At 67.7% G+C, this 26,714-nt stretch carries 26 protein-coding genes; 17 read left to right on the top strand and 9 right to left on the bottom strand.

Annotated features, from left to right (window positions below):
• Nucleotides 1–58 precede the first annotated feature (58 nt).
• Nucleotides 59–2,356, bottom strand: coding sequence for an NADP-dependent malic enzyme (locus AC3A3Q_RS09835; protein WP_487586084.1), 2,298 nt, complete (start codon nucleotides 2,354–2,356; stop codon nucleotides 59–61).
• A 156-nt stretch (nucleotides 2,357–2,512) separates the two neighbouring features.
• Nucleotides 2,513–4,789 (bottom strand): hypothetical protein, encoded by a 2,277-nt coding sequence (locus tag AC3A3Q_RS09830; RefSeq protein WP_487586083.1) that lies wholly within the window; start codon nucleotides 4,787–4,789, stop codon nucleotides 2,513–2,515.
• 197 nt (nucleotides 4,790–4,986) lie between these two features.
• Between AC3A3Q_RS09830 and AC3A3Q_RS09825 the strand changes: the two genes are divergently transcribed.
• Nucleotides 4,987–5,181 (top strand): hypothetical protein, encoded by a 195-nt coding sequence (locus AC3A3Q_RS09825; RefSeq protein WP_487586082.1) that lies wholly within the window; start codon nucleotides 4,987–4,989, stop codon nucleotides 5,179–5,181.
• Here the strand turns inward: AC3A3Q_RS09825 and AC3A3Q_RS09820 are convergent.
• Nucleotides 5,139–5,861, bottom strand: a complete 723-nt coding sequence (locus tag AC3A3Q_RS09820) for a response regulator (RefSeq protein WP_487586081.1) — start codon at nucleotides 5,859–5,861, stop codon at nucleotides 5,139–5,141. The genes AC3A3Q_RS09825 and AC3A3Q_RS09820 overlap by 43 nt on opposite strands.
• A gap of 142 nt (nucleotides 5,862–6,003) precedes the next feature.
• On the opposite strand from AC3A3Q_RS09820, the gene AC3A3Q_RS09815 reads away from it, so the two are divergent.
• From AC3A3Q_RS09815 to AC3A3Q_RS09800, 4 genes are all read left to right on the top strand, one after another.
• Nucleotides 6,004–7,197 carry an OprO/OprP family phosphate-selective porin gene (locus AC3A3Q_RS09815; protein ID WP_487586080.1) on the top strand — a complete coding sequence of 398 codons (1,194 nt, stop codon included), beginning with the start codon at nucleotides 6,004–6,006 and terminating at the stop codon, nucleotides 7,195–7,197.
• A gap of 65 nt (nucleotides 7,198–7,262) precedes the next feature.
• Nucleotides 7,263–8,246 (top strand): Bug family tripartite tricarboxylate transporter substrate binding protein, encoded by a 984-nt coding sequence (locus tag AC3A3Q_RS09810; protein WP_487586079.1) that lies wholly within the window; start codon nucleotides 7,263–7,265, stop codon nucleotides 8,244–8,246.
• A gap of 20 nt (nucleotides 8,247–8,266) precedes the next feature.
• The gene (locus AC3A3Q_RS09805) at nucleotides 8,267–8,743 is read left to right on the top strand and encodes a tripartite tricarboxylate transporter TctB family protein (RefSeq protein WP_487586078.1); all 477 of its coding nucleotides are present in this window, start codon (nucleotides 8,267–8,269) and stop codon (nucleotides 8,741–8,743) included.
• 19 nt (nucleotides 8,744–8,762) lie between these two features.
• A complete protein-coding gene (locus AC3A3Q_RS09800; RefSeq protein ID WP_487586077.1) occupies nucleotides 8,763–10,250 on the top strand; it encodes a tripartite tricarboxylate transporter permease in 1,488 nt (495 codons plus the stop codon).
• Nucleotides 10,251–10,265: 15 nt separating this feature from the next.
• Here the strand turns inward: AC3A3Q_RS09800 and AC3A3Q_RS09795 are convergent, their stop codons facing one another.
• Together AC3A3Q_RS09795 and rsgA are read right to left on the bottom strand one after the other, a co-directional pair.
• Nucleotides 10,266–11,528 carry a flavohemoglobin expression-modulating QEGLA motif protein gene (locus AC3A3Q_RS09795; RefSeq protein ID WP_487586076.1) on the bottom strand — a complete coding sequence of 421 codons (1,263 nt, stop codon included), beginning with the start codon at nucleotides 11,526–11,528 and terminating at the stop codon, nucleotides 10,266–10,268.
• Between the two features lie 119 nt (nucleotides 11,529–11,647).
• Complete coding sequence (rsgA, locus tag AC3A3Q_RS09790; protein ID WP_487586075.1) at nucleotides 11,648–12,790, bottom strand: ribosome small subunit-dependent GTPase A; 1,143 nt, start codon at nucleotides 12,788–12,790, stop codon at nucleotides 11,648–11,650.
• Nucleotides 12,791–13,006: 216 nt separating this feature from the next.
• Between rsgA and AC3A3Q_RS09785 the strand changes: the two genes are divergently transcribed.
• Genes AC3A3Q_RS09785 through AC3A3Q_RS09775 form a run of 3 tightly spaced genes read left to right on the top strand, consistent with a single transcriptional unit; the run spans nucleotide 13,007 to nucleotide 15,601 of the window.
• Nucleotides 13,007–14,260 (top strand): aminotransferase class I/II-fold pyridoxal phosphate-dependent enzyme, encoded by a 1,254-nt coding sequence (locus AC3A3Q_RS09785; protein WP_487586074.1) that lies wholly within the window; start codon nucleotides 13,007–13,009, stop codon nucleotides 14,258–14,260.
• Nucleotides 14,261–14,264: 4 nt separating this feature from the next.
• Nucleotides 14,265–14,894 (top strand): SGNH/GDSL hydrolase family protein, encoded by a 630-nt coding sequence (locus tag AC3A3Q_RS09780; protein WP_487586073.1) that lies wholly within the window; start codon nucleotides 14,265–14,267, stop codon nucleotides 14,892–14,894.
• The gene (locus tag AC3A3Q_RS09775) at nucleotides 14,891–15,601 is read left to right on the top strand and encodes a class I SAM-dependent methyltransferase (protein WP_487586072.1); all 711 of its coding nucleotides are present in this window, start codon (nucleotides 14,891–14,893) and stop codon (nucleotides 15,599–15,601) included. Before AC3A3Q_RS09780 ends, AC3A3Q_RS09775 begins: the two co-directional genes overlap by 4 nt.
• A 61-nt stretch (nucleotides 15,602–15,662) precedes the next feature.
• Here the strand turns inward: AC3A3Q_RS09775 and AC3A3Q_RS09770 are convergent, their stop codons facing one another.
• Nucleotides 15,663–16,454: a polysaccharide deacetylase family protein gene (locus AC3A3Q_RS09770; protein ID WP_487586071.1), complete on the bottom strand. Its 792-nt coding sequence runs from the start codon at nucleotides 16,452–16,454 to the stop codon at nucleotides 15,663–15,665.
• Between the two features lie 100 nt (nucleotides 16,455–16,554).
• Between AC3A3Q_RS09770 and grxD the strand changes: the two genes are divergently transcribed.
• Complete coding sequence (gene grxD / locus AC3A3Q_RS09765) at nucleotides 16,555–17,481, top strand: Grx4 family monothiol glutaredoxin (RefSeq protein WP_487586070.1); 927 nt, start codon at nucleotides 16,555–16,557, stop codon at nucleotides 17,479–17,481.
• Between the two features lie 99 nt (nucleotides 17,482–17,580).
• Here grxD and AC3A3Q_RS09760 read toward each other — a convergent pair whose 3' ends face one another.
• Both AC3A3Q_RS09760 and AC3A3Q_RS09755 read right to left on the bottom strand, forming a co-directional pair.
• Nucleotides 17,581–18,132, bottom strand: a complete 552-nt coding sequence (locus AC3A3Q_RS09760) for a DUF924 family protein (RefSeq protein WP_487586069.1) — start codon at nucleotides 18,130–18,132, stop codon at nucleotides 17,581–17,583.
• A 2-nt stretch (nucleotides 18,133–18,134) separates the two neighbouring features.
• A complete protein-coding gene (locus tag AC3A3Q_RS09755) occupies nucleotides 18,135–18,701 on the bottom strand; it encodes a lysozyme inhibitor LprI family protein (protein ID WP_487586068.1) in 567 nt (188 codons plus the stop codon).
• Nucleotides 18,702–18,934: 233 nt separating this feature from the next.
• Here AC3A3Q_RS09755 and AC3A3Q_RS09750 point away from each other — a divergent pair, with 233 nt between their 5' ends.
• The gene (locus AC3A3Q_RS09750; protein WP_487586067.1) at nucleotides 18,935–19,234 is read left to right on the top strand and encodes a hypothetical protein; all 300 of its coding nucleotides are present in this window, start codon (nucleotides 18,935–18,937) and stop codon (nucleotides 19,232–19,234) included.
• Between the two features lie 100 nt (nucleotides 19,235–19,334).
• Here AC3A3Q_RS09750 and AC3A3Q_RS09745 read toward each other — a convergent pair whose 3' ends face one another.
• Entirely contained in the window at nucleotides 19,335–20,111 is a 777-nt protein-coding gene (locus AC3A3Q_RS09745; protein WP_200609089.1) for an AMP nucleosidase, read from the bottom strand.
• A 217-nt stretch (nucleotides 20,112–20,328) separates the two neighbouring features.
• Between AC3A3Q_RS09745 and AC3A3Q_RS09740 the strand changes: the two genes are divergently transcribed.
• From AC3A3Q_RS09740 to AC3A3Q_RS09710, 7 genes are all read left to right on the top strand, one after another.
• On the top strand, nucleotides 20,329–21,795 hold the full coding sequence (locus AC3A3Q_RS09740; RefSeq protein ID WP_487586066.1) for an amidohydrolase: 1,467 nt from the start codon (nucleotides 20,329–20,331) through the stop codon (nucleotides 21,793–21,795).
• 98 nt (nucleotides 21,796–21,893) lie between these two features.
• Entirely contained in the window at nucleotides 21,894–23,195 is a 1,302-nt protein-coding gene (locus AC3A3Q_RS09735; protein ID WP_487586065.1) for an amidohydrolase family protein, read from the top strand.
• Between the two features lie 132 nt (nucleotides 23,196–23,327).
• Complete coding sequence (locus AC3A3Q_RS09730) at nucleotides 23,328–23,732, top strand: DUF1761 domain-containing protein (RefSeq protein ID WP_158732474.1); 405 nt, start codon at nucleotides 23,328–23,330, stop codon at nucleotides 23,730–23,732.
• 15 nt (nucleotides 23,733–23,747) lie between these two features.
• Nucleotides 23,748–24,395 (top strand): DsbA family protein, encoded by a 648-nt coding sequence (locus AC3A3Q_RS09725; protein ID WP_487586064.1) that lies wholly within the window; start codon nucleotides 23,748–23,750, stop codon nucleotides 24,393–24,395.
• Nucleotides 24,396–24,550: 155 nt separating this feature from the next.
• Complete coding sequence (locus tag AC3A3Q_RS09720; RefSeq protein ID WP_487586063.1) at nucleotides 24,551–25,498, top strand: DegV family protein; 948 nt, start codon at nucleotides 24,551–24,553, stop codon at nucleotides 25,496–25,498.
• A 127-nt stretch (nucleotides 25,499–25,625) separates the two neighbouring features.
• Complete coding sequence (locus tag AC3A3Q_RS09715) at nucleotides 25,626–25,970, top strand: hypothetical protein (RefSeq protein WP_487586062.1); 345 nt, start codon at nucleotides 25,626–25,628, stop codon at nucleotides 25,968–25,970.
• Nucleotides 25,967–26,638, top strand: a complete 672-nt coding sequence (locus tag AC3A3Q_RS09710; protein WP_487586061.1) for a Dph6-related ATP pyrophosphatase — start codon at nucleotides 25,967–25,969, stop codon at nucleotides 26,636–26,638. The genes AC3A3Q_RS09715 and AC3A3Q_RS09710 overlap by 4 nt, the downstream gene beginning before the upstream one ends.
• Nucleotides 26,639–26,714: the final 76 nt, after the last annotated feature.

Below are 26,714 nucleotides of genomic sequence, written 5' to 3'. Positions count from 1 at the left end.
CCCTCTCCCCTTGCGGGAGAGGGACGGGCCGCGAAGGCGGCCAGGGAGAGGGGCGCCCTTAGCCGCCCTGCCCCAGCGACGCGCGGATCTGCGCGTCCACCGCCGCGATCGCCGTCATGTTCACCACGCGGCGCGGCGTCGACGCCGGCGTCAGGATGTGCGCCGGCTTGTCCAGGCCCATCAGGATCGGCCCGATCGCCACGCCTTCGGTCATCACCCGCACCATGTTGTAGGTGATGTTGGCCGCATCCAGGTTCGGCATCACGAACAGGTTGGCACGGCCCTTGAGCAGCGTGTTCGGGAAGATGCGGTGACGCAGCTCCTCGTCCCACGCGGTGTCGGCCTGCATCTCGCCGTCCATCTCCAGCTTCGGCAGGCGCTGCTTGATCAGCTGGTAGACCTTGCGCATCTTCGCCGCCGAGGCGTTGTCGTGGCTGCCGAAGTTGGAGTGCGACAGCAGCGCCACCTTCGGCTCGATGCCGAACAGCTTCAGGCGGAAGCTCGCCTGCAGGGTCGCCTCGGCGATCTGCTCGGCGGTCGGATCGCACTGCACGTGCGTGTCGAGGAAGAACCACACGCCCTGGTCGTTGATCACGCCGGTCATCGCCGCCGTGCCGGTCACGCCCGGGTCGAAGTCGAAGATGCTGCGCATGTAGCCCAGCTTCTTGTGGAAGCGGCCGACCAGGCCGCAGATCATCGCGTCGGCTTCGCCGCGCTCGACCATCAGCGCCGCGATCAGCGTCGGGCGCGAGCGCAGCAGGTTCTTCGCCGCCGCCGGCGTGACGCCACGACGCTCGGTCAGCGCGTGGTAGGTCTGCCAGTAATCGTTGAAGCGCGGGTCGTCGTTGATGTTGGTCAGTTCGAAATCGACGTCGGCGCGCATGCGCAGGCCCAGGCGCTGGATGCGCGTGTCGATCACGTCCGGACGGCCGATCAGGATCGGGTAAGCCAGGCCGTCGTCGATCACCGTCTGCACGGCGCGCAGCACGGTCTCTTCCTCGCCTTCGGCGTAGACCACGCGCTTGCGGTCGCTGCGGGCGCGGTCGTAGACCGGCTTCATCACCAGGCCGGTGCGGTAGATGAAGGTGCCGAGCTTTTCCTCGTAGGCGCGCATGTCCTCGATCGGACGATTGGCGATGCCCGACTCCATCGCGGCCTTGGCCACGGCCGGGGCCAGCACCACCAGCAGGCGCGGGTCGAACGGGCGCGGGATCAGGTATTCGGCACCGAAGGTCGGCACCTCACCGCCATAGGCGCTGCCCAGGTCGGACGATTCCATCCGCGCCAGCTTGGCGATGGCGCGCACGCAGGCGAGCTTCATCGCCTCATTGATGCCGGTCGCGCCGACGTCGAGCGCGCCACGGAAAATGTAGGGGAAGCACAGCGCGTTGTTGACCTGGTTCGGGTAGTCCGAACGGCCGGTGGCGATGATGCAGTCCGGGCGGACCTTCCTGGCATCCTCCGGCAGGATCTCCGGGTAGGGATTGGCCAGCGCCAGGATGATGGGCTTGTCGGCCATCGTGGCCACCATCTCCGGCTTGAGGATGCCGCCGGCGGACAGGCCCAGGAAAATGTCGGCGCCCTCCACTATTTCAGCCAGCGTGCGCTGCGACGTGTCGCGCGCATAGCGGGCCTTGTCCGGGTCCATGTGGTCGCGACCGGTGTAGATCACGCCCTCGCGGTCGAACGCGGTGATGTTCTCTTTCTTCACGCCCAGCGCGACCAGCATGTCCAGGCAGGCGATGCCCGCCGCACCGGCGCCGGTGGTGGCGATCCTGATGTTGCCGATGTCCTTGCCGACCACTTCCAGCGCGTTGATCACCGCGGCGCCGACGATGATCGCGGTGCCGTGCTGGTCGTCGTGGAACACCGGGATCTTCATCCGCTCGCGCAGCTTGCGCTCGACGATGAAGCACTCCGGTGCCTTGATGTCTTCCAGGTTGATGCCGCCGAAGGTCGGCTCCAGGCTGGCGATGATGTCGACCAGCTTGTCCGGGTCGCGCTCGTCGATCTCGATGTCGAACACGTCGATGCCGGCGAACTTCTGGAACAGCACGCCCTTGCCTTCCATCACCGGCTTGCCGGCCAGCGGGCCGATGTCGCCCAGGCCCAGCACCGCGGTGCCGTTGCTGATCACCGCCACCAGGTTGCCGCGCGCGGTGAGTTCGCTGGCGCAGTTGGGGTCGGCGACGATCGCCTCGCAGGCGAAGGCCACGCCCGGCGAATACGCCAGGGCCAGGTCACGCTGGGTGACCATCGGCTTGGTCGCGCTGACCTTGATCTTGCCGGGCGGGCTCAGGCGGTGATAGTCCAGCGCGGCTTGCTTGAGGTCGTTTGCGGGCGAGTTGTCGGACATCTGAGGGAAAACCACAGGCGGGCCGCAGATTCTAGCCGCTTCCGGCGGAAACCGAGGAACGGCACGGTATGGCGGGGGCGCCACGCATGACGCGGGCTTGCGAAGTGGCCAGAAGGAGCCGCAGTGGGCGGCTCGCCATCCACTGCGCCACTGCGCTCAGTCGGCTGTGCCGATTGCGCTGGCCGCAGCGACCGTATCGCGCGACCTGGGCGCCGGCCTGGCACGCCATCTCAGCTCCACCATACGCAGCGGACTGAAGTGGAACGTGAGGTGGCCCGGCCCTACCGGGACGCACACGCCCCGGAACAGGGCGTTGGCCCGTAGCAGGGGCACTTCTTGTCCATTGACCTCGGCCCACCAGCCCGGCGCGTCGATCTCGTTGAGGACGATCCAGGCCGGGCGCTCGGCATGGTAGGCAATCTCGACACGATTGGGCCCGTAGTAGATGGGCTCCAGGGTCGCAACGCCGCCGTCATGACGGGGGCATGACGCAACGGCGAGCTCGGATTCAGGCAGCCAGACATCCTTGCGGAAATCTGTTTCCTGGAATGCACCTGCGGGAGGCAGCGTGCCCGAATGCCCCCGCACCGAGACCGGGTTGAGCACACGCGGAAGTACGGACTGACGCAGCTTCCAATGGACGCCGTCCGATGCGAGCGCACCTTCCAGCGGATCGCGCGAAACTACGACACGAAGGCCGAGCAGGTCGAACGCCGGCGAGTCATATCGCGGCGCCAGCTCCGTGAAAATGCGATCAGAAGGGCGCTGCACATTCGAGGCACCACCAAACGCCGCAGCGTAGGGCGAAGACACCATGGGATTGTATCCGGCCGTCATGGGGACGCCATGCACGCCGACGGTGTTGATCATCGCGGCCACTCCCAGGATCTCGGCCCGCTCGGGAATGACGCCGGTGCGAACCAATCCATGTACGCGATTGAGGATTGGGGCGCTGGCGGAGACACCATCCAGCGGCAGGTCCACGGCATCGTAGAGCTTGCGAACCTCGGAGCTTCCGCCGTAATAGCGGTTACGCACGTTGTGGATCCCGAGGTCGACGCACAGAAGGAGCAGCAACGCCACCGACGTGAGCGGACCGATGCTGCGTCCCGCGCGCAGCGCGTAGAGCGTCATGGCAAGAATAATGGCGGTGCCGACCAGCGACTTCAGCGAGCGCAGGCCTTCGAGCTGAGTCATGCCATGCCAGGCCACATAGGCTACGAGTCCGGCGAGGATGACAAAGCCGATCCGATTCGCGCGCCATGGCGCCGTGCGCAGCCGCGATTCCAGCGTCAACGCCGACAGCAGGGCGGCAGCCGGAACAAACAGAAACAGCGCATCGACCGGCCGTCGAAACATCGAGACGCCGGGCAGCCACTCATATAGCCACGCGTACACCGGCGTCCGAAGTCCGAGCGCGTAGATGATCGCGACGGCGATGCAGACCATCGCCCCACCCGCCTGGCGCCGGAACTCCGGGAGAATCGACCCGCCCCACGCAAGCCACACGGCAAGGGGTGCCACCCCCAGATAGAGGTAGTCCGTTGTCAGGTCACCGACGCCAACGTACTTGCCCTGGTCCCATAACAGGTCTGCCCCCAGCAGCGTGCCAAAGGCAGGCCAGGTCAGGCTGCCCGCCCTGGCAACCTGCAATGCGAGATGCTCACGGTTCGTATCCGGCAGGAACGAAAGCGTCGCCACCCATTGCGGCAAGGAGATCACCGCCGCCAGCACGCCCGCCATGCACAGGTAGCCGGCGAAACGCAGACGCTCGGCAGGCGGGATCCGGGTAAACAAGTACACCCCGTAGCTGATCGCCGCCAAGCCGATGAGGTACGTAACCTGGGTCATCTGCAACGCGCACAGGCCGCCAAACAGGCCGGCGAACGCGGCAGTCGAGACTTCGGGTCGGGCCGACAGCCGACGCATGCTCCACCACAACCAGGGCAGGAAGGCATAGCTCACGATCATCGGAACGTGCTGCATGCGCGAAGCGGCGACTCCGCCAAACATCACGACCAGCGCGAACAACATGCGAGATGCCGGGTGCAACTGGTAGCTGCGGGCCACAGTCAGCGCCCCCAGGCCGGCAAGCAGGACGTGCAACACGACGATCACCGTGAACCATGTCATCGATGGCAACGGAGACAGCAGCATCGGCAGGATGACCGTGGGCTGGAAGGTCATCGCTTGCGGATCGGCGAACTGCGGGTAGCCTCCGAACACCAATGGATTCCACCACGGGCCCTCAAGGTTACGCAGCTGCTGCACGGTGAATGCGACCGCAGGATAGAACTCCTGTGCGGCGTCGTATGGCAGAACGCGGATCCCCATGAGCCACGGCGCACATAGCAGGGCCCATAGAGCGGTCAGGAACAGAGCCGGACGCGCAAGCGCCGCATCCGCAAAGGTGTGGAGGAAGGATCGTGACATTGGCGGCCAACTGTTGATGGATCAGCGAGTCGAGTGCAGCACCCCTGACGCACCCGGCTGTAGTTGGGCGCAACCGCTGATTGCCAGCGAGATTATGCGCACCCGTTCCGACTAACAAGCAGCCATGACCTGACGCCCAGAAGGCGCAGCAGATCGACGAGCTGCAGTCACTCTTCTCGCCGTCGCTGGCCCGCGCCGTGGCCACTTCCGGCAACAAGACCGTGCGGATCCGTGCAATGGACCCGGGCCAGCACTGGATATACCTCCGCCTCAGCCATCAGATCCCGAGCCACGACGGCGTGCCGATCGGCGACCGCGTGGTGCTGGTTCCCAGCGATGCGCCGGCCGACTACGTGATCGGCAAGGACGGCGCGCTGTCGCCGCTGCGCTGACCTGATGCCGCACGGCTGCCGGGCTCGATCCGGTAGCCGACGCCGCGCACGGTGACGATGCTCAGCCGTGCCGCCGCCAGCTTGCGGCGGAGGCGCCCGACGTAGAGCTCGATCGCATTGGGCCCGGCCTCGTCGTCGAATCCGAAAAGGCCGTTGCCGATCTCGCCCTTGCTGACGACGCGACCGACGCGACCGATCAGGATCTCGAGCAGGCGGAACTCGCGGTTGGGCAGATCGACGATCGCACCGTCGAGCGTGACCCTGCGTGCGGCGTTGTCGAATTCCAGCCCACCGATGCTGAGCCGATCCGACGCCCGCCCGCGGCTGCGGCGCAGCAGCACGCGGCAGCGCGCGTCGAGTTCACGCAGGTCGAACGGCTTGCCGAGCAGGTCATCGGCACCGGCATCGAGTGCCTTGATGCGATCTTCGACGCCATCACTGGCGGTGAGCACCAGCACGGGTGTCGCATCGTTGCGCTCGCGCAGGCCCGCGAGTAGTTCCAGCCCGTTGACACGCGGCAAGCCGATGTCGAGCACGATCAGGTCGAAACGCTGGTAGCGCAGCACGCGCGCCGCGCAAGCGCCGTCGCGCTGCCAGTCGAGCGCGTGTCCATCGCGGCGCAAGCGGCCGACGATCATGCTGGCCAGATCGGCCTGGTCCTCGACCAGAAGAATGCGCATTGAACAGGGCCTCCTTGCACGCTGCTGCTGTCGTCTTCGGCGCTCGCCGTGACAGGTCAATGACAGGTTCGCATGCCTAGCCTGCGTCACGCCAACGCATTCCGAGCGCGGAATCGCAGCTGACACCAGGAGAAACCGTTCCATGCGAAAGGATCGCAACCGTCCATGCACGGGTAGACTGCCCACGTTGTTATTGCTGATTTTGGTCGCGCCCATTGCGAATGCAGGCGACGGCAATGTTACCGGCGAGTTGGGTGGACGCCTGCACTGGGATTTCGCCGAGTTCCATAACGACAATCGTGGCAATCCCAATCCAGATGGCAGTGAGATCCGAAGGCTCTGGGTGGACCTGTCTGGCAAGTTCTACGGGCTGGGCTACAAGGTCGAGGCCGACTTCGCCAACTTGCAGGACGACTTTGACGCCAGCGCGATCGAAGCCAAGGACGTGTACGTAAGCAAGGCATTCGGCGCAGGCAAGCTGACCGTCGGCCAGTTCAAGCAGCATTTCACCCTCGACGACCGCATCAGCTCCAACTACGGGACTTTCCTCGAGCGCAGCCTGTTTGCCCAGACGCATGCGCCGCTGTATCGACTGGGCGCCGCCTGGCTGCAATCGGGTAGCGCGTACACCGCGGCCGCCAACGTCTACAGCCTGGAGAGCATCGACGCCTGGCAGGTGAAAGGCCGGGCCTTCGGTGGGCGCGGCACGTGGACGCCGCGGATCGATGACGGCGACGTCGTGCACCTGGGCCTGTCAGCCGCGCGCGAGTACTACGACCATCCCGGCCGTGACGGCGCACCGGCACTGCGGATCCGTCCGCGCCCCGCGGGCCATCTCTCCGATGAAAGCCGCGCCACGCTGATCAACTTCGGCAGCGGCCGCGACACCGACGTGACCAAGAGCTCGCTGGAGTTCGCCACGGTGCGCGGCCCGCTGCACGTGCAGGCCGAGGTTGGCAATGCGCGCTATGAAGACGGGGCCCAGAGCGGTCGCGTCGATTCGGCCTATGGGCTGATCGGCTGGTGGCTGACCGGCGAATCCGTGCCGTACGACAAGGCCGGCGGCCGCCTGGGCCGGGTCAAGCCGAACAGCCGCCACGGTGCATGGCAGCTGGCGTTGCGATACGACACGATCCGCGGCCGTCAGAACCGCAACGGCAGCGGTGATTTCAGCGACATCGAGATGGACGCGACCACCGTCGGCGTCAACTGGCACCTGCGTTCGAACCTTCGCTTCCTGCTCGACTGGACCGCCAGCGAGAACTACGACCACCTGCGCGCGCAGACGCTCGATCGCACCAAGGCGGTGACCGGCCGCTTCCAGTACGACTTCTGATCCCCGCCTCTCCTTCCCGGCCGGCTTGCGCTGGCCATCGCCATTGGCGTCAACCGAGACCGACCATGCCCCTGCTCCGCTCGCTGCTTTCCGCCGTCGCCGTGCTGTCGCTGTTGCTGGCAGGGCCAGCCGCCGCCGAACCGTCCCGTCCCGAGTGCATCGCCCCGGCCTCGCCCGGCGGCGGCTTCGACCTGACCTGCAAGCTGGCGCAGGCGGCGCTGGTCGATTCCAGGGCGCTGTCGCGACCGATGCGCGTGACCTACATGCCCGGCGGCGTCGGCGCGGTCGCCTACAACACCATCGTTGCGCAGCGCCCGGCCGACGCCAATGTCATCACCGCCTTCTCCAGTGGTTCGCTGCTCAACATCGCCCAGGGCAAGTTCGGTCGCTACGACGAGAACGCGGTGCGATGGCTGGCGGCAGTGGGCACCAGTTACGGCGCCATCGCGGTGCGCACCGACTCGCCCTACAGGACTCTCGGCGACCTCATGGCCGCGCTGAAGAAGAATCCAGGCAAGGTCGTCATCGGCTCCGGCGGCTCCGTCGGCAGCCAGGACTGGATGCAGACCGCGATGCTGGCCAAGGCCGCCGGCATCAGCCCCAAGCAGTTGCGCTACGTTGCGCTCGAAGGCGGTGGCGACATCACCACCGCGCTGCTGGGCGGGCACATCCAGGTCGGCAGCACCGACATCGCCGACTCGATGCCGCAGGTGAAGGCCGGCAAGATGCGCATCCTCGCGGTGCTGTCGGACAAGCGCCTCAATCGGCCCGGCATGACCGCGATCCCGACGGCGAAGGAGCAGGGCTACGACGTCGTCTGGCAGGTCGCCCGCGGCTTCTACGTCGGCCCCAGGGTCAGCGCGCAGGACTACGCCTACTGGAAATCGGCGTTCGACAAGCTGCTGGCCTCGAAGGAGTTCGCGCAGTTGCGCGAGCAGCGTGAGCTGTTCCCGCTGGCACTGACCGGGCCGAAGCTGGATGCCTACGTGAAACAGGAAGTGGGTCGCTACCGCCAGCTCGCGCGCGAGTTCGGCCTGGCCAAGCCCTGACAGCGGGCACAGGAGTTTCCATGACGACTCGACATGGCGCGCTGGTGCAGCGGCTGTTCGCCGGTGCGTGGCTGCTGGCCTGCATCGCCTTCGCCCTGATTGGCTGGAACTACCAGGCGCAGTACTCGTACGAACCGGTCGGTCCGCGCGCGTATCCGCTGCTTTGCCTGGGCCTGATGGCGGCAGGCCTGGCGTGGCTGATCGTGCGACCGCCGTCGCTGGACCCGGGCGAGGACGGTGCGCGGATGGAGGGCGCGCTGCTGCGCAAGGCGGCGCTGTGCATCGCGCTGCTGCTGGCCTACGCCGGGCTGTTCGAACCGCTCGGCTTCATCCTCGCCAGCGCGCTGGCCGGCAGTTTCATCGCCCTGCTGTACGACGGTCGCCCCGTGCCCAGCGTGATCACCTGCTCGCTGCTGAGCGTGGGCCTGTACCTGCTGTTCGACCGCCTGCTTGAAGTGCCGCTGCCGCTGGGCGTGCTCGAGCAACTTCCTTTCTGACGGGCCACGACGACACCCCATGGAAACTCTCAACCATCTGGGCCAGGGCTTCGGCGTGGCCTTGACTCCCTACAACCTGATCACCGCGCTGCTCGGCACATTGATCGGCACCGTCGTAGGCCTGCTGCCCGGCATCGGCCCCATCAACGGCGTGGCCCTGCTGATTCCGGTGGCCTATGCGCTGGGCATGCCGCCGGAGTCGGCGCTGATCCTGCTGGCCGCGGTCTACCTGGGCTGCGAGTACGGTGGCCGCATCTCCTCGATCCTGCTCAACATCCCAGGCGAGGCATCGACGGTGATGACCACGCTCGACGGCTACCCGATGGCGCGCCAGGGCCTGGCTGGCGTGGCGTTGTCGCTGTCGGCGTGGAGTTCGTTCATCGGTGCCTTCATCGCCACCTGCGGCATGGTGCTGTTCGCGCCGCTGCTGGCGCGATGGGCGATCGCTTTCGGGCCGGCCGAGTACTTCGTGCTGATGGTGCTGGCGATCGTCGCCCTCAGCGGCCTGGCCAACGAGCGGCCGCTGAAGACGTTGCTGGCGGCACTGCTGGGCCTGTTCCTGTCGAGCGTGGGCATCGATGCCAACAGCGGCGTGTACCGCTTCACCTTCGACAGCCTGCACGTCGCCGACGGCATCCAGTTCGTGGTGCTGGTGCTGGGACTGTTCTCCATCAGCGAGATCCTTTTGTTGCTGGAGAAGACCCACAGCGGCCACCGCATGGTCGAGGCCACCGGGCGGATGCTGTTCAACGCCCGCGAAGCGGCGTCGGTGTTCTGGGTCAACCTGCGTTGCGGCGTGCTCGGCTTTTTCATGGGCGTGTTGCCCGGTGCCGGCGCGACGCTGGCCAGCGCGGTGGCGTACATGTCCGAGAAACGCCTGGCCGGCAGCAGCGGCAAGTTCGGCCAGGGCGACCTGCGCGGGCTGGCGGCGCCGGAAACGGCGATCGGCGGCGCTGCCTGTGGCGCGATGGTGCCGATGCTGACACTCGGCGTGCCGGGGTCGGGCACGACGGCGGTGATGATCGGCGCGTTGAGTCTCTACAACATCACGCCCGGTCCGTTGCTGTTCCAGGAGCAACCGCAGGTGGTGTGGGGCCTGATCGCGTCACTGTTCGTCGCCAACGTCATGCTGATCATCCTCAACGTGCCGATGGTGCGCGTGTTCACCCGCATCCTGGCCGTACCGAACTGGGCGCTGGTGCCGGCGATCGCGATCATCACGTCGATCGGCGTGTACGCGGTGCATGCGACGACCTTCGACCTGGTGCTGATGGTGACGATCGGCGTGCTGGGCTACATCCTGCGCAAGCTCGACTTCCCGCTGTCGCCGGTGTTGCTGGGCTTCATCCTCGGCGGATTGATGGAGCAGAACCTGCGGCGGGCGCTGTCGATCTCGAACGGGGAGCTGCAGATCCTGTGGTCGAGCCCGATCACGATGGCGACCTGGGGATTGGTGGCGCTGATGCTGGCGTTGCCGGTGTGGCGGGCCGCCTGGCGGAGGCGGTGAGGGAGAGGGGACGCTTCAGAGCTCTGGTGCTTTCCCGTCCACCACGATCTTGTCCAGCCGGATCCGGTTGGCAAACAGCGAGAAGGCCAACATCCCCGCCAGCCCATTGGCACGCGCCACCCAATGCGGCAACCAGCGCGCCGGCTTGATCACGCCGTCGGCGAACAGCGGCTCGAAGCGCTGCACGTCGGTCAGGGTCATCTTGCCGGCGAACAACCAGCGGCACAGCTGCAGCTTTCCGTCGCGCAGTGCCCACCGGAAGAACGTGTGCACGCCGACCAGGCCGCGCAGGTACACGGTGTCCTTGGTGAAGGCATGGCCGCCCGTGGTTGGAACGCCGCGGAACACACGCTGCGCCGAGGCAAAGCTGTCCTCCGGCGTTTGCCCGGCCGCGAGGAAGTAGCGAAACACTTCGATGAAGTCGGCGCCGGACAGCGCCATCGCCACCGCTTCGATTCGCAGGCTGATGCGCTTCATGCGGCCGATGTCGATGCTGCCGGTGATCTGCTCGGCAAACGTCGCCAGGCCTTCCTGGGTGGCGGTGATGCGCGGTGATGACAGGGCCAGGCTTGGCAGCACTGGTTGTTCGCGACCGTTGAGCGCGGTCAGCGAATGCACGAACGCTTCGTGCTGCAGCAACTGGTGGCGGTCGTAGTCGCTGAAGGCGGCGCCATGGCGCAGGCGGATGCGGGTGGCGCCGGCGGCAGCCTTGGCGATCAGATCGGGGTCGAGTTCGACCGAGATGACGCGTCCGTCGAAGTAGTCGTCCAGTTCGCGCTGCAACTGCAACTGCAACGCGGTGGCAGAGATGGTGACGTGCTCGGCCGGCGACATCAGCTCGTGGTCGAGCTCGTCGGCGATCGAGATGAAGTGCTGCGCCGCTTCACGCGTGGTCGGGCCGTCGCCCGGCAGCGGCTCGTCGGGCCGGCCGAACAGCTCGATCGAGTGCTCGCAGACCGCCGCCGTGCCGAGCGACTCGCACAGTGCCGCGGCCCGCGACCAGCTGCGCGCCGAATCGATCAGGTATTGGCCCAGCGGATGATGCGGGTCGGCCGCGGCCGCGATCGCCTCCATCTCGGCGCGCGTGGCGCTGAAATCCAGGCTCGGGTACTCGATTTGCGGCAGCTTGACCACGCCGCGTGCGAAGTCCGCCAGGAAGGCGGCCTCCTGGCCTGCTGGCCAGCTGACCAGGGCCAGCAACCGCACATCCTTCGCCGCGGCGACCATGCGCGCGTCGAGCGCTGCGTGATGGGCGATTTCGGGCGTGAAGTCGGTCATGCAGGTTGCGTCATCCCCGCGAAGGCGGGGACCCAGTGACTTGCAAGTTGATCGAACAAGGGACGACGACGCTGGGTTCCCGCCTCCGCGGGAATGACGGAACAGGCGCAGTGCTGGCGTCAGTGCTTCCCATACTTCTCGTCAAGCCGCTTGCTGAGCGACTTGTTCGCCACCTTCTCCTCGGCTTTCTGCGCACGCCGGTGCGCCAGCCGGTTGGCGGCGCCGGCGACTTCGTCGCTGAGCTTGAGGTAATTGGCAAAGCGTTGCGGGTCGAGCTTGCCGGCCTCGATCGCCTCGCGGACCGCACAGCCGGGTTCGCGCGCGTGCTTGCAGTCGCGGAAGCGGCACTTCTCGGCCAGTGCTTCGACGTCGCTGAAGTTCTCGGCGACGTCTTCCTCGCCCGTTGGCTTGAGCTCGCGCATGCCAGGCGTGTCGATCAGGCAGGCGCCGGTCGGCAACGGAATCAGCGCGCGATGGGTGGTGGTGTGGCGGCCGCGCGAATCGTTTTCGCGCACTTCGCCGGTCTTCATCCGCTCGCTGCCGAGCAGGGTGTTGGTCAGGGTCGACTTGCCGGCACCGGAGCTGCCGACCAGCACCGCGGTGCAGCCTGGCTGCAGCCACGGATCCAGGGCGGCGACACTTTCGGCGTCACGGGCGTTGACCGCGCGCACGGCGACGCCCTGCGCGGCCAGCTCGACCAGCGCCGCCATCGCGCCGGGAAGCACTTCGGCATCGGCCGCTTCGGCCTGATCGGCCTTGGTCAACACGACCACGGGCTCGACGCCACCACCGCGCACCAGCAGCAGGTAGCGCTCGATCCGGCGCGGGTTGAAGTCGGCATCCAGACCGCAGACCACGAACACGGTGTCGACGTTGGCCGCGATCAGCTGTTGCTGGTAGTGCTCGCCGGCGGCGCCGCGCTTGATCGCGCTGCGCCGTGGCAGCAGCGCCACCGCCTTGCGGCCCTCCACCAGCAGCCAGTCGCCCACGCCCGGGCGCTGGTCGATGGTGACCGTGCCCTTGCGGTAACCGGGTGGGCGCTGCCATTCGGGCAGGGACTCGACCGGGAAGCCGTGATCGGGACCGTCGGAGACGATGTAGCCGCTTCGGTGCTGCTCGACGACCCGTGCCGGCCGCGCCTTGGGATGCTCGGCCATCAGGTCGAGCCAGGTCTGGTCGAGTGGCGAAATGCCCACAGGAACCGGCGAACTGGCCTTCAAAGGCCAGCCGATGGCCTGCAGGGCGTCGAATCCGGGGATCAAGACATTGCGGCGAGTGGGTGCATGCCCGGGATTCTAGCCGTCATCCCCGGCGCATGCGGCCAATCGGTATGGAACCTGGTCATCCCGAGCGCAGCGGGCGGTTACCGCTCACACCGTCGAAGTTGCGACCACATCCGCCATATATGGGCCATTTCCGCTGCCGTTCGCGCCAGTTTCGGCTAGTCTGGCTTTCCGACCCCCATCTTGCCTGCAGCAATGTCCCAGTCCCCCGTGAAGACCCGCGAACGCCTGTCCGAAGTCCGCTACGAAATCCGCGGCGAACTGGCCCGGCGAGCCCGCGAACTCGAGGGCCAGGGGCGCAAGCTGATCAAGCTCAACATCGGCAATCCGGGCGCATTCGGTTTCAGGGCGCCGGAGCACCTGCAGCGCGCGATCGCCGACCACATCAGCGACACCGACCCCTATACCCACCAGCAGGGCCTGCCCGCCGCGCGCGAGGCGATCGCCAGCTTCCACAAGCAGCGCGGCACGCCCAATGCCAGCCCGGAGCGCGTGTTCGTCGGCAACGGGGTCAGCGAGCTGATCGACCTGTCGCTTCGCGCCTTGCTGAATCCGGGCGACGAAGTGCTGCTGCCCTCGCCCGACTACCCGCTGTGGTCGGCGGCGACCATCCTCAACGACGGCCGTCCGGTCTACTACCGCTGCCTGCCCGAGAACGGCTTCCTGCCCGACCCGGACGAGATCGCCTCGCTGGTGTCCAGCCGCACCCGCGCGATCGTGCTGATCAATCCCAACAACCCGACCGGCGCCGCGTATCCGCGCGAGCTGATCGAGAAGATCGTCGCCATCGCCGCGCGCCACAAGCTGCTGCTGATGTGCGACGAGATCTACGACTCCATCCTCTATGACGGCAACCAGTTCACCCCGATCGCGCCGATCGCCGGCGACCTGCCGTGCCTGTCGTTCGGCGGCCTGAGCAAGGTCCACCGCGCCTGCGGCTGGCGCGTGGGCTGGGCGGTGCTGTCGGGCGACCCGGTCGCCAGCGGCAACCTGCACCACGCCATGGACCTGCTCGGCGCGTTGCGCCTGTGCGCCAACGTGCCCGGTCAGTTCGCCATCGAGGCGGCGCTGCATGGCGAGGACACCATCGCGCCGCTATGCGCGCCGGGCGGGCGCCTGTTCGAAGCGCGCCGTGCCGTCATCGAAAGTGTCGCGACAAGCCGCCATCTGCAATTGGTCGAACCGGCCGGTGCGCTGTACGCGTTCCCGGCAGTCACTGGTGCAGCGGCGCAGGGCTTCGACGACCACCGCTTCGCGCTGGAGCTGCTCGAGACCGAGGACGTGCTGGTGGTGCCCGGTTCCAGTTTCAACGTGCCGTACCGCAACCATTTCCGCGTCACCCTGTTGCCGCAGCCCGACGACCTGCGCGAAGTGTTCCGCCGCATCGAGCGCCTGCTCGACCGCTACGCGGGCAGCGAAGCCGGGCAGGCGCAGGCGGCCGTGGCCTGATCCCATGGCCAGTGTCCCCGCCAACGCCCTTTCGTACCTCGCGCTGGGCGACAGCTACACCATCGGTGAAGGCGTGCCCGAGGACGGGCGCTGGCCGCGCCAGCTGGCGCATGCGTTGCGCGAGGGCGGCATCGCCCTGGCCGACCCCCGCATCATCGCCACCACCGGCTGGACCACCGACGAGCTGGCGTGGGGCATCGATGGCGCCGAACCGCTGGGCGAATGGGACTTCGTCAGCCTCCTGATCGGCGTCAACAACCAGTACCGCGGACGCAGCGCGGTCGAGTACCGCAGCGAATTCGAGACCCTGCTCAAGCGTGCGATCGCCTTTGCCCGCGGACGCGCCGACCGCGTGCTGGTGCTGTCGATCCCGGACTGGGGCGTGACCCCGTTCGTGAAGACCACCCAGGCCACGCCGGCCGCCATTGCCGCCGAACTCGACTCGTTCAACGCTGCCGCGCAGGTGGTGTGCGAAGCGCATGGCGTGGCCTTCGTCGACATCACGCCTGTGTCGCGCGAGCGCGGCGGCGAGACGCTGATGCTGGCCGACGATGGCCTGCACCCGTCGGCGGCGATGTACACGCAATGGACCACGCTGGCATTGCCGGCCGCGCGCGAGCTGCTGTCGCGATGAGCGGTTCCGCCGGCGCGACCACGCACGCTGCGACGGCACCGCTGCCGGGCAAGCAGGCACGCGCGCTGGCGTCGGCCTTCCTGCCACGCGAGCACTGGTACGGTCGCCGCGACTATTACTACGCCTGGAGCAAGTTCGGCACCGATCCGCTCTACCCCGGTGTCTGCGAGGCGCTGCGCGGCACGCAGGCGCCGCTGCTCGACATGGGCTGCGGACTGGGCCTGCTCGCGCATGCATTGCGCGCCGATGGCCAGCGCATGCCCTACCGCGGCTACGACAACGACGTCGACAAGATTCTGCGCGCACGCAAGGCCGCGGCGCGTTGCGACCTGGGCGATGTGGCGTTCGAGACCGCCGACCTTGCGCAGGGCATGCCCGCGCATCGTGGCAGCGTGGCCGTGCTCGACGTGCTGCAGTTCGTGCCGGTCGCCGCGCAGATGCACGCCATCGACCAGGCCATCGCGATGCTCACGCCCGGCGCGAAGCTGGTGATCCGCACCGGACTGGCCGATGGCAGCCATCGCGCCCATGTCACGCGCTTCGTCGATGTCTTCGCCAAGGTCGTGGGCTGGATGAATGCCGCGCCGTTGAACTATCCCGATGCCGATGCCGTGCGCGCGCGCCTGGCCGATGCCGGATTGGAGGCCACATTCACCTCGCTGCGCGGTCGCACGCCGTTCAACAACTGGCTGATCATCGCCGGCTGATCGGTGTTGTAGGAGCGAGCTTGCTCGCGAACCGTCGCAGCAATCGCGAGCAAGCTCGCTCCTACGGCGAACGCTGCGATTCCAGCTGTTCCGGCAGCACGGTGCGGTAGCCGTGATGGTCGAGCCGGTCGAGCACCGCCGCCAGCGTTTCGACATTGCGTCCATGGCGCGCACCTTCATGCAGCAGCACGATCGCGCCGGGTGCGAGATCGCGTTCGATGCGTGCGGCAACGCCGGCCGGCTCCTGCATCACCGCGTCGAAACCCCGCGCCGACCACGCCACGCGCGCCAGTCCGTGCCGCTTGAGGGCCGCGGCAACGAACGGGTTGGCCATGCCGACCACCGCGCGAAACCAGCGCGGCGGTGCGCCGGCCAACTGCGTCAGCGCCGCCTGGGCGTCGTCGATCTGCGCCCGCATCGCCATCGGCGGCAGCGCCCAGAAGCGCGCCTGCGGGTGGGTGTGGCTGTGCTGGCCGATGCCGTGGCCGCGACGGGCGATTTCGCCGACCAGCTCCGGCCGGGCCTGCGCGCGGTCGCCGACCAGGAAGAAGGTCGCCCGTGCGTTGCGGGCATCGAGCAGGTCGAGCATCGCCCGGGTGTCATCGGAGGGGCCGTCGTCGATGGTCAGCCAGACCACCGGCTCGGCCGTTGGCAGCCGCGTCAGCACCGGACTGAGCAGGCGCGACTGCGGCCGCAGCGTCGCCCAGACCAGGGTCAGGTGGCTGACAAGCACGGCCGCCAGCCCGAACTGCCAGCCCCAACGCCACCAGATCACGATCACCGCCAGCTGCGAGGCAGCGAACAGCCACGCCCAGGCGTGGGGATGGCGGGGCGGGCGATGGAAGGAGGTCATCGCTGAATGGTAGCGACCATCGCCCTGGCGTAGGCGCGCACTTGCCTCTCGCTCCCGCCGCCCCCACATGCACCACATCCCTTCAAGGCCAGGCCCCCCAATGTCCCTCGACCCCGCACTGCGTTCGCGCATCGAAACCCTGCTGCAGTCCAACCGCGTCGTCCTGTTCATGAAGGGCGCGCCGCAGGCACCGCAGTGCGGCTTCTCGGCCAAGGCCGTCGGCGTGCTGAATGCACTGCTGCCGCAGGGCTATGCCCACGTCGACGTGCTGTCGGACGCGGAAATCCGCGAGGGCATCAAGCAGTACGGCAACTGGCCGACGATTCCGCAGCTCTACATCGACGGCGAACTGATCGGCGGCAGCGACATCGTCGAGCAGCTGGCCGGCAGCGGCGAGCTGCACGGCGTGCTCGGCCTGCCGGTGCCCGATCGCAGCCCGCCGCGACTGACCATCACCCCCGCCGCGGTCGAGATGCTGCGCGGCGCCATCGCCAATGCTGGTGACGGCTACGCGGTCCAGCTGGACATCGACGCGCGCCACAACGCGCGCCTGCAGCTGGCGCCGGTGGATGCCAATGCGGTCGCAGTCGAAGTCGACGGCGTGCGCGTGCAGACCGACTGGCTGCAGGCACGTCGCGCCGACGGCATCACCATCGACTGGGTCGACGACGAGCGCGGTCGCGGCCTGGTCGTGCAGAACCCGCATGCGCCGCCGGCAGTGCAGTCGATCGCACCGGCAGACGTGGCCGCACGCGTGGCCGCAGGCACGCTGCGCCTGGTCGACGTGCGCCCGGCGCCGGAGCGCCAGCTGGCCAGCGTCGCGGTCGCCTTCGACAGCTTCGACAACGGCCTGGATGCACTCGAGGCGCTGCCCAAGGACACCGCGCTGGCGTTCCTGTGCCACCACGGCGGTCGCAGCCAGCAGGCGGCGGAGCATTTCCGCGACCTGGGATTCCGCGAGGTCTACAACGTCGTCGGCGGTATCGACGCGTGGGCGGACATCGACGCGAGCGTGTCGAAGTACTGATGTTCCTGCTGCCGGGGTAGGAGCGAGCTTGCTCGCGATGGCCGTGTCCGACATGTGCGGCGCGCCATCGCGAGCAAGCTCGCTCCTACCCCCGGTGGTTCAGGCGAAGCCGCCACCTGCATCCAGGTAGGCCTGCTCTTCCGCCGTACTGATGCGGCCCAGCTCGCGATTGCGGTGCGGGAAGCGGCCGAAGCGCGCGATCACGTCGCGATGGCGGCGGGCGTAGTCGAGGTAGTTCTGGCCCGATTCGCCGCCGATCGATGACGCCAGTTCGACCGACCGCTCCTGGTCGGCGATCGCTTCGGAATGCTCGAACGGCATGTAGAAGAAAACCCGCAGCGCCGGATCGACCTGAGGGTCGAAGCCGCGCTCGATCGCGCGTGCGGCATAGTGGCGCGCCAGCGGATCGGTGGCGTAGGCATGGCCGCTGCCGCGGAACACGTTGCGCGGGATCTGGTCGAGCAGGATCGCCAGCGCCAGCGCGCCCTCCGGCGTTTCCATCCAGTCCTCCAGTTCGCGGCGTGCGGCGCGGTGGTGCGCCGGCAGCCACTCCTCGCGGCAGCGCGCGTCGAATTCCTCATCGCGTGCGAACCAGCGCTCGTAGCCGGATTGCTGCCAGAAGGCGAGGACGTCGTGTGGGGTGATCTGCATGGCTACACCGATTCGTCCGCCAACTGTGTTTCCAGCTCGTTGATCCACAGTTCGGTGACGCTCTCCAGCGTCACCGCATGGATCAGCGGCCGGATCGATCCGCCCGAGTACGACTGCGAGACGAAGCGCGCGTAGCGGTCGCGGAAGGCGAGCCAGCTGCGGTGGGCTTCGTCGAACACCGCCAGCGATTCGCCGTCGAGCTGGCGTCGCAAATGCGCGACCACCGTGGCCAGGCGTGCCTCGGCCCGCTGCAACTCGCCGGCCGCCTGCGCGTTCATGTCGGACTGGGTCACGGCGGCATCGTCGCTCTGGCGGGCGACCTCCTCGGCCTTGGTGAAGTAGTTGTCGGCGATGCGCGCGGCGGTCTCGGCCTTGCCGATCAGGCGATGCTCGAACTGGCGCAGGTCGTCCAGGTTGGTGTTGGCGCTGTCCAGGCCCTGCTTGAGGTCCAGCAGCTTCTGGTTGCGCTCGATGGCCTCGACCGCGCCCCGACGCTCAACCCGGCGCTGGACGAAATAGAACAGCCATGTCAGCGCCGCACCCGCGATCAGATAGATGAATTTGTCCATGTCCCTTCCCCGCCTCCGCCCGTACTTCCCTGCCGATAGTGTGCCTGCGGGGCGTCGCAGGGTCTGCGATGCCGGGTCATCAGACTTGCTGGCGCGGGCCGCCCGCTTGGCCCGAGCACATGGCCTTCACGCCGCCTGCACAAGAGTGAGCGCCCCCGCCGGGCGCTCAGGCGACCGTCACCTGGCCACCGCCACGCTTCCACCGCGTACGTCACCTTCTGAGGGAACACACCATGAAGCAGTCTGTTGTCGCAGTCCTGTTGCTTGCAGGCCTGCTCGCTCCGCTCGCATCCGGCGCGCAGAGCATCCAGTGCACCCTGCTCTGCAATCCGCCCCGCATGGTCTGCTATCCGGCCGGCACGCTGCCGCCGGTCAACAAGGTCTGCGGGCGGTCCGCCAGTGCCGAAACGCCGGCCGAGCAACCGGCGCTGACCGCGCCCTCACAGTCGAGCGCGGCCAAGAGCGCCTGCACTGCCGTGACCGTATTCAACGAGGAAACGCAGAGCTACGAATGGGAAATGGATTGCGACTGATCGCGTCGCATTCCGCGCATGTGAAAAAGGCCGGCGCATTGCCGGCCTTTTTCATGGCGCAACGTCCATGGGTTCCCGCCTTCGCGGGAATGACGCATCGCTATTCGTCGAAACGCAGGTGCCGCACCGACTTGCCGTTGCGACGGATCAGCCGCAGTGCTTCGATACCGACGTTGATGTGGTTGTCGACGTAATCGGAACTCACGCGCGCATCGGAGGCCTCGGTCTTGACGCCTTCCGGGATCATCGGCTGGTCGGAGACCAGCAGCAGCGCGCCGCAGGGAATGCGGTTGGCGAAGCCGGCGGCGAAGATCGTCGCCGTTTCCATGTCGATGGCCATGCAGCGCATCGTCCGCAGGCGTTCCTTGAAGGCGTCGTCGTGTTCCCAGACGCGGCGGTTGGTGGTGAACACCGTGCCGGTCCAGTAATCGTGGCCAAGGTCGCGGATCATCGTCGAGACCGCGCGCTGCAGCGCGAACGCCGGCAGTGCCGGCACCTGCGCCGGCAGGTAGTCGTCGCTGGTGCCTTCGCCGCGGATTGCCGCGATCGGCAGGATCAGGTCGCCGAGCTGGTTCTTCCGCTTCAGCCCACCGCACTTGCCCAGGAACAGCACCGCCTTGGGCATGATCGCGCTGAGCAGGTCCATCATCGTCGCCGCGTTCGGGCTGCCCATGCCGAAGTTGATCATGGTGATGCCGTCGGCGGTGGCACTGGGCATCGGCCGGTCCAGGCCGATCACTTCGGCGCCGGTCAGGCGGGCGAAGGTGTGCAGGTAGCCGCCGAAGTTGGTCAGCAGGATGTGTTCGCCGAACTGGTCCAGGGGCACGCCGGTGTAGCGCGGCAGCCAGTTATCTACGATCTGTTCCTTGTCTTTCACGTACGTCTTCCTCGCGTTGTCTCTTGCCGGGGCCAGCGTGCTGGCACGTATGACAAGCTCCAACGCCCGGTCGCCAGCGTTGCTGGCGCCTACCAGGGCGGGGCTGCCTGGAGCTGCATTCTCTCACGGCCGGCCATGACCTTCGTCGGGTTTGCGCGGATGGTCCGCCGCGGCTAGGGTGCGGATTACGTTGTTCGTGCCACCTCTGGGGAAATCCATGTTCCGACCACTGGCCATCGCGCTCGCCGCGGTGCTTTCCGTTGGCGTCGCCCATGCGGCCTCGCCTGACGCGTCCGCTTCCAAGCCGTCCTCCTCGAAGTCGCGCTTCGTCGAAGACCCCTACCCCAGCACCTACCGCTCGATCGCGGCCGGCCCGGTCCTGATCGAACACGCCACGGTGCTGACCGGCACCGGCCAGCGCCTCGACAACGCCGACGTGCTGCTGCAGGACGGCAAGGTGGTCGCGGTCGGCAACGCGCTGCAGGCACCGGCCAGCGCCACCCGCGTCGACGGCACCGGCAAGTGGGTGACGCCGGGGATCATCGACGTGCATTCGCACCTGGGCGTGTACCCCACGCCGGGCGTCAGCGCGCACAGCGACGGCAACGAGATGACCGGCGCGGTCACCGCCAACGTCTGGGCCGAGCATTCGATCTGGCCACAGGATCCGGGTTTTGCCGCGGCACTGGCCGGCGGCATCACCTCGCTGCAGGTGCTGCCGGGCTCGGCCAACCTGGTCGGCGGCCGCGGCGTGACGTTGAAGAACGTCGCCGCCACCACTTACCAGGCGATGAAGTTTCCGGACGCGCCATGGGGGCTGAAGATGGCCTGCGGCGAGAACCCCAAGCGCGTCTACGGCCAGAAGAGCGGCCCGGCCACGCGCATGGGCAATGTCGCCGGGTATCGCGCCGCCTTCATCGATGCCAGCGAATACCTCCGCAAGAACGGTGGCGGCAAGAAGAACGACGCACCGAAGAAGAAGCACTGGTGGCAGTCGAGCAACGGCAACGGCGCCGACAGCGAGAAGGACACTGGCGGCAAGCGCGACCTCAAGCTCGACACGCTGGCCGGTGCGATCAACGGCGACATCCGCGTGCACATCCACTGCTACCGCGCCGACGAGATGGCGATCATGCTCGACCTGGCCAAGGAGTTCGGCTTCAAGGTCGCCGCGTTCCACCACGGCGTGGAGGCCTACAAGCTGGCCGACCGCCTCGCCAGCGAAGGCGTCTGCGCGGCGCTGTGGGCCGACTGGTGGGGCTTCAAGATGGAAGCCTTCGACGGCATCCAGGAGAACATCGCCATCGTCGATCGTCCGGCCAACAGCTGCGCGATCGTCCACTCCGATTCCGACGAGGGCATCCAGCGCCTCAACCAGGAAGCGGCCAAGGTGATGGCGCACGCCAGGCTCGCCGGCATGGACATCGCGCCCGAGCGCGCGATCGGCTGGCTCACCCGCAACGCCGCGCAGGCGCTGGGCATCCTCGGGCAAACCGGCACGCTGGAGCCGGGAAAGATGGCCGACGTGGTGGTCTGGAACGGCAATCCGTTCAGCGTGTATGCGCACGCCGAGCAGGTCTACGTCGACGGCGCGCGCGTGTTCGACCGCAATGACCGCAACCGCCAGCCGGTGTCGGATTTCATGCTGGGACAGGGCGCCGCGGCGCAGGGAGGTGTGCTGTGAGGACTAAGAACCGTCATTCCCGCGCAGGCGGGAACCCAGGGACTTTTGCAGTGCAGGCAACGTCGGAGCAACGCCGCTGGGTCCCCGCCTTCGCGTGGATGACGGGTGGAGCGGTGCTGACCATCGGCCTGGGGCTCTGCTCGCTCAGTGCATCCGCCCAGGAGCTGCTGATCCGCAATGCGACCGTCCATACCGTTTCCGCGCAGGGCACGCTGCACAACGCCGACGTGCTGGTCAGCGGCGGCACCATCCGCGCCGTCGGCACTGGCCTGGTCGCACCGGCGGGCGCGCAGGTGATCGATGCCCAGGGCAAGCCGCTGACGCCGACGATGTTCGGCGGCATCACCGAGATCGGCCTGGAAGAGGTGTCGGGTGAGAAGGCCACCAACGACGAGACCCTGACGCTCGGCGCCGAAACCAAGCAGATGACGGTGCGCCCGGAGTTCGACGTGACCCTGGCCTACAACCCCGACTCGGTGCTGGTGCCGGTGACGCGTATCGAAGGCATCGGCTGGACCCTGCTCGGCGCCGGCACCGGTGCCGGCGGTTCGATCGTCGCCGGCCAGGGCGGCGTGGTGCGACTGGACGGCAGCGCCGACCCGGTCGGGCCGCGCGAACTGTTCGTGCGCATCGGCGGCGACGCCATCGGCCTGAGCGGCAACTCGCGTGCCGCGCAGTGGATGATCCTCGACCAGCTGATCGATGAAGTGCGCGGACGCATCCCTGCCGACGCCAACGCCGCGCTGCTGACGCCGGCCGGTCGGGCGACGCTGGCGCGCTATGTCGGCGGCGGTGGTCGCGTGGTGGTCGCGGTGGATCGCGCCGCCGACATCCGCCAGCTGTTGCGCTGGTCGGCCCGCCACAACGTCCGCATCGCCATCGCCGGCGGTGCCGAAGCCTGGCGCATGGCACCGCAGCTGGCTGCGGCCAAGGTGCCGGTGTTCGTCAATCCGCTCGGCAACCTGCCCTACGACTTCGACCAGATCGGCGCGACGATGCTCAATGCCGCGCGGCTGCGTGCCGCCGGCGTCGCGGTGGGCTTCTCGCAGTCGGGCGATGCCTCGCACAACGCGCGCAAGATCCGCCAGCTGGCCGGCAATGCCGTAGCCAACGGCCTGCCCTGGGATGACGGCCTGGCCGGCCTGACCCGCGTGCCGGCCGAAGCGTTCGGCGTGGCCGACCGCATGGGCAGCATCGCCCCGGGCAAGCGCGCCGACCTGGTGTTGTGGAGCGGCGATCCGCTCGAAGTCAGCGCGGTGGCCGTGCAGGTGTGGATGGACGGTCGCGCGATCGAGATGCGCAGCCGCCAGACCGAACTGCGCGATCGCTACATCCAGACGTCCACGCCGGCGGAAAATGGCGGTCTGCCGCGGGCGTATCCGCAGCCGGCCGGGCGCTGAGCCCCGCAGGAGCGAGCTCGCTCGCGATCGGGCGTGTCTGGAACAGGACGCGCTTTTCGCGAGCAAGCTCGCTCCTGCAAACGACTGGCGGAGCGGTATGCTGCCGGTCATCGCGACAGCACGAAGGACGCCATGAACTTGCCGCACATCGACTTCAACTGGCTGGCGGTGATCGCCGCGGCCGTCTCCGCCTTCGTCCTCGGCGGAATCTGGTACGGGCCGTTGTTCAAGCAGGTCTGGTGCCGCGAAGCCGGCATCGACCCCAACAGCGCCCCGCCGCATCCAAAGCTGACCTTCGCCACCGCCTTCGGCTGCAGCCTGCTGGCGGCGCTGATGTTCGCCATTGCCCTGCCGCCGGAAGCCGGCCCGGCCGACGGTTTCGGCGCCGGCTTCGTGGTCGGCCTGTTCTTCGTCGCCATGAGCTTCGGCATCAACTACGCCTTCGCCCAGCGCAGCGTGAAGATGTGGATGATCGACGCCGGCTACCACATCGCGCAGTTCAGCCTGTACGGGCTGATCCTCGGCGCCTGGCACTGAGAGAGAACCTTCGCCATGGATAAGGCACCGCTGGTCTGGTATTTCGACTTCATCTCGCCGTTCTCGTACCTGCAGTGGCAGAAGCTCAAGCCGCTCGTGCGCGAGTTCGAGCGCGAGGGGACGCCGGTGCAGCTGGTGCCGATCGTGTTCGCCGCGGTGCTCGACGCCTGCGGCCAGAAGGGTCCGGCCGAGATCACCGGCAAGCGTGAATTCACCTACCGCCACGTGCTGTGGCTGGCGCGCCAGCAGGGCGTGCCGTTGCGGTTTCCGCCGACGCACCCGTTCAATCCGCTGGCTGCACTGCGCCTGAGCATTGCCGCGGGGAATACGCCCGAGGCGGTCGATTCGATCTACGACTGGCTGTGGGCGCAGGGCCGCGCCGGCGACAGCGTGGAAGCGCTGGTGCCGCTGATGGCGGTACTGAACGTGCCCGCCGAGGACCTCGACGCGGCGCCGACCAAGGCGGCGCTGCGTGCCAACACCGATGCGGCCATCGCCGCCGGTGTCTATGGGGTGCCGACCCTGGCGGTGCGCGGCGAGCTGTTCTGGGGCAACGACGCGCACGATTTCGCCCTGGCGACGCTGCGCGAACCGGCGGTCCTCGACGACGCCGAGATGCAGCGGGTGTCGACGCTGCCGGTCGGATTGCAGCGCCGGCGCTGAGCCGCCGCGCAGGGTCGAAAGCGACCGCCCATTCAGACTTCTCCCTGGCCCATTTCGGCACGGATTTGCTGCACCCGCAGCGAGACGCAGGCCCCGAAGCAGGTATGCTGCGCGTCACAATTTGATGCCAGCGCTGGTAATTTGGGGAGGGGAACATGCGCATTGGACTCGTGGTCGATTCGGCCTGCGATCTGCCTTTGGATTACCTGGAGCAACACAACGTCGACGTGTTGCCGATCACCGTGCGCATCGGCGAGGCCGTGCTGGCCGACCGCCGCAACGAACAGGCGACCCTGGAGTTCCTGCACGCCCACGTCGCCGAGCGCGGCCATGAAGCGCAGACCACGCCGTACACCGTGCAGCAGATCCAGGACCTGTTCCTGAGCCGGCTGGTGATCGACTACGACTACGTCTTCTGCATGACGATCACCAAGACGCGCAGCCCGATCTTCGACAACGCGCAGCAGGCCAGCTTCGCGATCCTCAGCGACTACAAGGCCGCCCGTTCCGCCGCCGGCAACAACACGCCGTTCGCGCTGCGCGTGGTCGACAGCCAGAACCTGTTCGCCGCCCAGGGCGTCGGCGCGGTCGAAGCGGTGCGCCTGCGCGAAGCCGGCGAAGGCGCGCCGAAGATCCGTGCGCGCCTGGAGCACCTCGCGCTGCACACGCAGGGCTACATGGTTCCGCCGGACCTCTACTACCTTCGCAACCGCGCCCGCACCAAGGGCGACCGCAGCGTCAGCTTCCTCAGCGCCGCACTCGGCAGCGCGCTCGACATCAAGCCGGTACTGCACTGCAATCGCGGCGAGACCGCCCCGGTCGCCAAGATCAAGGGCTTCGAGCCGGCGGTGGAGAAGCTGTTCGAGCATGCCGCGCAGCGGGTCGAGGCCGGCGAACTGCTGACCCCGACGATGTGCCTGAGCTACGGCGGCGAGCTCGAGGACATGCGCAAGCTGCCCGGCTACGAGCGCCTGCGTCATGCCTGTGCCAACAACAACATCGAGCTGTTCGAGTCGGTGATGAGCCTGACCGGCATGGTCAACGTCGGCAAGGGCGCGGTGGTGGTCGGCTTCGCCGCCGAGGGGCAGAAGTTCCACGGCTAATCACCGTCGTCACGGACGGGGCGTAATGTGTGTTGGAGCGAGCTTGCTCGCGAGGGCGCTTCCGCGACGGATTCGCGCGATCGCGAGCAAGCTCGCCCCAACAAGACCCCAATACCGGAACCCTTGCATGGCTACTCGTTACTACATTCGCCTTCCCGATGCGACGCGCGCCCGCGGCAGCGATGCCGCGTTTTCCTTCAGTGCCGTCAGTGCCGAAGGTTTCGCCGAACAGTTGCAGGCGGCATTGCGCGACAGCGCGTTGTTCGACCGCTGGAAGGCGCGCCAGGAGGATCCCGACGCAGTCGATCCGGCGCTCGGCGCCACCGACCCCGCCGCCACCGTGCACGGTGAGCAGGAAGACCTGCACGTCGACCTGGTCGTGACCTCGACCATCTCCGGCACGGTGCTCAAGCACCGCCTGCGCCTGCTGGCCGGCAGCGGCTGGGAGCTTCGGGACGTGACCTCGGCATGAGCCAGCGGTTGTTGTCGTGGAGCGGCGGCAAGGACGCGGCCTGGACATTGCACACCCTGCGCCAGCGCGACGATGTCGAAGTTGTGGCGCTGCTGACCACGGTCACCAGCGGCTATGAGCGCGTTGCCATGCACGGCATCCGCCGCGACATCCTGCACGCGCAGGCCGAGTCGGCAGGATTGCCATTGATCGAAGCGGTGATTCCGCCCAAGTGCGACAACGCCACCTACGAGACCGCATTCGCGCAGGCGCTGCAGCAGGCTCGCGGCCATTGGCCGCAGCTGGACTGCATCGCCTTCGGCGACCTCTACCTGGCCGACGTGCGCGCCTGGCGCGAAGCCTCGTGCGCGCGCCTGGGCTGGACGATCGACACGCCGCTGTTCGGCGCCGATACCGCGGCGCTGGCACGCGAGATGATTGCCGGCGGATTGCAGGCACGGCTGTGCTGCGTCGATACGCAGCAGCTGGCGGCGGAGTTCAGCGGGCGTTCGTTCGACGACGCCCTGCTGGCCGAGCTGCCGCCGCCGTGCGACCGGTGCGGCGAGAACGGCGAGTTCCACACGCTGGTGCATGCCGGGCCGATGCTGGGTCGGCCCATTGCCTTGCAGCCCGGCGAGAAGGTGCTGCGCGACGAACGCTTTGCCTACGCCGACTTCCTGCTGGCGTAGGAGCGGGCTTGCTCGCGAAGCTGGCGCGGCTGCAGCTGTCGGGTGGATCGCGAGCAAGCTCGCTCCTACCTGCCGC

The sequence above is a fragment of the Lysobacter sp. Soil_C_59 genome, assembly GCF_057656415.1.
Note: the sequence above shows the minus strand (reverse complement) of the source record. Positions and strands in the feature narration are given on the sequence as shown.